This is a genomic window from Mycobacterium sp. TH-M25, from assembly GCF_057473665.1.
Genome location: NZ_JBYCLA010000352.1, coordinates 1 through 3,794 on the forward strand (window position 1 = coordinate 1; position 3,794 = coordinate 3,794).

At 65.2% G+C, this 3,794-nt stretch carries 4 protein-coding genes; all 4 read right to left on the minus strand.

Features of this window, described 5'->3' with window-relative positions; genetic code table 11:
• Positions 1–407, minus strand: a 407-nt coding sequence (locus AC2VOU_RS11815) for an LLM class flavin-dependent oxidoreductase (protein ID WP_486957548.1), incomplete at its 3' end; no start/stop codon positions are given.
• Positions 404–1,573 (minus strand): thiolase domain-containing protein, encoded by a 1,170-nt coding sequence (locus AC2VOU_RS11820; protein WP_486957549.1) that lies wholly within the window; start codon positions 1,571–1,573, stop codon positions 404–406. The genes AC2VOU_RS11815 and AC2VOU_RS11820, both read right to left, overlap by 4 nt.
• A gap of 3 nt (positions 1,574–1,576) precedes the next feature.
• Positions 1,577–2,638, minus strand: coding sequence for a thiolase domain-containing protein (locus AC2VOU_RS11825; RefSeq protein WP_486957550.1), 1,062 nt, complete (start codon positions 2,636–2,638; stop codon positions 1,577–1,579).
• 10 nt (positions 2,639–2,648) lie between these two features.
• The gene (locus AC2VOU_RS11830; RefSeq protein WP_486957551.1) at positions 2,649–3,641 is read right to left on the minus strand and encodes a Zn-ribbon domain-containing OB-fold protein; all 993 of its coding nucleotides are present in this window, start codon (positions 3,639–3,641) and stop codon (positions 2,649–2,651) included.
• Positions 3,642–3,794 lie beyond the last annotated feature (153 nt).

Consider the following 3,794-nt stretch of genomic DNA (forward strand, 5'->3'; position numbering starts at 1 on the left):
TTGCCGCGCTTGGCGTAGGGAACGCCGCACCATTCGAACTCTTCCGGAGCCCAACCGATCCCGACGCCGAATCCGAAGCGGTTGTTGGTCAGGTTGGCCACTGAGCCCACCTGGCGGGCCAATAGCAGCGGGTTGCGCGAACCCAGCTTCAGCACGTTCGTGTAGAACCGCAGCTTCGAGGTGACCGCGCCCATCGCACCCGCCAGGATCAGCGGATCGACCCAGGGTGACTCCTCGTCAAACATCCGCTTACCGTCGGCGGTATAGGGGTAATCGACCGACTGCTTCTCGAAATAAAAGATCGAGTCCGGCAGGGCGATCGAGTCGAACCCGACTTCCTCCGCGGTCTTGGCCAGTTCGGTCAGCTGGTCGATCTGGCCGAACGCGATACTGCAGGTGTACTTCACTTCTTGTCCGCTCCAACCACCCACATCGAGTAATACTGCGAGCCGCCGCCGTACGCGTGGCCGAGTGCCTTGCGCGCGTTAGGAACTTGGTGATCGCCCGCCTTGCCCATCACCTGAATGGCTGCTTCGGCGAACCGGATCAGCCCCGATGCGCCGATCGGGTTCGACGACAGCACCCCGCCGGACATGTTCAGCGGGATCCGGCCGCCGATCGCGGTCTCGCCCGCCTCGGTGAGCTTCCAGCCCTCGCCCTCAGCCGCAAACCCGAGGTTCTCCAGCCACATCGGCTCGAACCAGGAGAACGGCACATAGATCTCGGCGCAGTCGATCTCGTCGATCGGGCTGGTGATGCCCGCGGCCTTCCACAGTGCCTTGGCGGCGTCGCGGCCGGCTTGCGGGTTGACCTGGTCGCGGCCGGAATACGCCAGTGGTTCGGTGCGCAACGCGGTGGCGTGAATCCAGGCCACCGGGTGACCGTCGGCGACGCGCTGGTCGGCGACCTCTTCGCTGCCGATCACCACCGCACACGCGCCGTCGGACGACGGGCACGTCTCGTCGAAACGAATGGGATCCCACAGCATCTGGGACGACATCACCTTGTCCAGCGTGATGTCCGGCTGATGCAGGTGCGCCAACGGGTTCTTGGCGCCGTTGAGCCGGTCCTTGACCGCCACCATGGCGCCGATGTGCGTCGGAGCGCCGGAGCGGCGGATGTAGGAGCGGACGTGTGGAGCGAAGTAGCCACCAGCGCCGGCGCCCACCGGCTTGGTGAACGGCACCGGAATGCTCAACGCCCACATGGCATTGGATTCGGACTGCTTCTCCCACGCCATCGCCAGCACCCGCCGGTATTTGCCCGACTGCACCAGGCTGGCGGCCACCACGCCGGTCGAGCCGCCGACCGAGCCCGCGGTGTGCACCCGGATGAGCGGCTTGTTGGTCGCGCCGACGGCGTCAGCCATGAACAGCTCGGGCATCATCACGCCCTCGAAGAAGTCGGGCGCCTTGCCGACCACCACCGCGTCGATATCGTGCATCGTCAACCCGGAGTCGGCCAACGCCTTGTCGATCGCCTCCCGAACCAGGCCGTTCATCGAAACGTCCTGGCGTTTGGCGACGTATTTCGTCTGGCCGGTGCCGAGCACCGCTGCAAGCTGGCCCGCCATAGTTTATTTCCCTTCCAGCACGGCGACGAGATTCTGTTGCAATACCGGGCCGCTGGTCGCGTGCGCGAGCACCCGGCCGGCGGAGCCGTTGAAAATGTGTTGTGCCGCAAAGCCGATGCGTTCCAAGCCCGCGGAGAACATCGGGTTGGCGGCCAGTGCACCGCCCGACGGGTTGACCTTCGTCGACGACGGCAGGCCGATCGCCTCGGTCAAGATGAGCTGCTGGTGCGTGAACGGCGCATAGATCTCGGCGATCTCAATAGAGCCGGCGTCACCGCCCGTCGCGGCTTTGGCCGACGCCGCCGTCGACGGTGAAGTGGTCAAGTCGCGCGCGCCGAGGACCGGAGTCTCGATGCGGTGCTCGATCCCGGTGATCCACGCCGGATTCTCGCGCAGCTCGCGAGCCTTGTCACCGGCGGCAAGCACGATCGCCGACGCGCCGTCGGTGATCGGCGCAATGTCATGTCGCCGCAGCGGATCCGCGAAGTACGGCCGATCCAATAGCTCTTCGATAGTCTGGGCCGCCGGCTCCGAGTCGGTGCGCTCGGCGGCCGCGAAAGAGTCCAGCGCCACTTGCGCCATCTGCTCGGCGGTCCATGTGCCGGCGTCGAGACCCAACCGGGCTTGCAGTCCGGCCATTGACACCGCATCCGGCCACAGCGGCGCGACCGTGTACGGATCGGTCTGCAGCGCAAGGACTCTGCGCAGCGTACCTGCCGACGACTTGCCGAACCCGTAGACCAGCGCGGTGTCGACCTCGCCGGTCAGCAGCTTGATGTAGGCCTCGTACAGCGCCCATGCCGCGTCCATCTCGACGTGCGACTCGTTGATCGGCGGCACGGCGCCGATCGAGTCGATCGCGGAGATGAACGAGAATGCCCGTCCGGCAAGGTAATCCGAGGAGCCCGAGCACCAGAAGCCGATGTCGGTCTGCGTGAGGCCGGTTTCTTGGTAGAGCGACTGAAAACACGGCATCAGCATTTCGACGCCGTTGGTGGTGCCGTCGGTGCGGCGCACATGCGGGGCATGGGCGAATCCGACGACAGCTACATCGCGAAAAGTCACTTTGGTCCTTTTACAGGTGGTGTTTGTAGGTGTCGTAGTGGGCGTCGGGTTCGCCGGTCGGTTTGAAATATTCGATGTTGTCGATGCCCAGGCCCCATTCGTCGCGGGGCTTCCACACCGCCTCCACCCGCATGCCCATTCGCACCTCGGTCGCGTCGATCTCCTGGATCAGGTGCAGGAACGCGATATCCGCGCCGTCGAGCAGCACGTAGGCCGCAACGTACGGCGGCTTGATGCGCTGACCGGCAAACGGGATGTTGATGATCGCGAACGTCGTCACCGTGCCCTTGTCCGGTAACTCGATGAAGGTGTCGAGTTCCAGGCCGGTTGCCGGATCGGCTTCTTTAGGCGGGAAGTACACCTTCCCGCTGTCGCCGGTGCGTCCGCCGAGCAGCTTGCCCTCTTCCAGTGCCCGCAGGAACGCTGTCTCGGGAAGTGAAGCGGTGTGCTGGATTTCGATGGTGCTGGGTGTCACCTGGACCGTCACCGGCTCGCGGTTGTCGGCCTTGTCGGACACCGGCTCGTCCTCGTCGCCCAGCGCGAAGTAGGCGATGTCGGTGATCGCGCCGACCGGATCGTCGACCCAGTGCGCGTGCACCCGCGCGCCTGTGCTGATGGAAGCAGACGATCCGACGTCTACGGCGTGCAACAGGGCGACATCAGCGCCGTCGAGTTTGATCAGCGCCCAGGCGAACGGGCGCTCGAGCGGTTGTCCCTCGAGCGGTTCGGGCTGCCAGGTCCACGACAGCACGGTCCCGACGCTGGCTACCGGCACGATCTCGGTCAACCGCTCGTAGGTCACCGGGTCGAATTCGGCGGGCGGGACGTAGACCCGGCCGTCCGAGCCTCGGGTGCCGACGATGCGTCGTTCGCGCAGGGCGGTGAAGAACTGGCTGAGGGTGGGTCCGACTGAACGGGTGTAGTCGAAGGACAACCGCAGAGGCGCTGAGAGTGGCTTCTGATGGGTATCGATCTGCACCGGGCTGCTGTGGCTGGTGGTCACAGTGTCGAGTAGAACAGGTTCTAAGAATGGATTCAAGATAGGGTCGAGACCTCCCGAGGAAGGTGGCGCATGAAGCTCGGACTCCAGCTGGGATATTGGGGCGCTCAGCCGCCCGACAACCACGCCGAACTCGTAGCCGCAGCCGAGGACGCC

Coding starts and splice junctions, on each gene's coding strand:
- AC2VOU_RS11820 (WP_486957549.1), bottom strand. CDS start 1,573: ATGGCGGGCCAGCTTGCAGCGGTGCTCGGCACCGGCCAGACGAAATAC.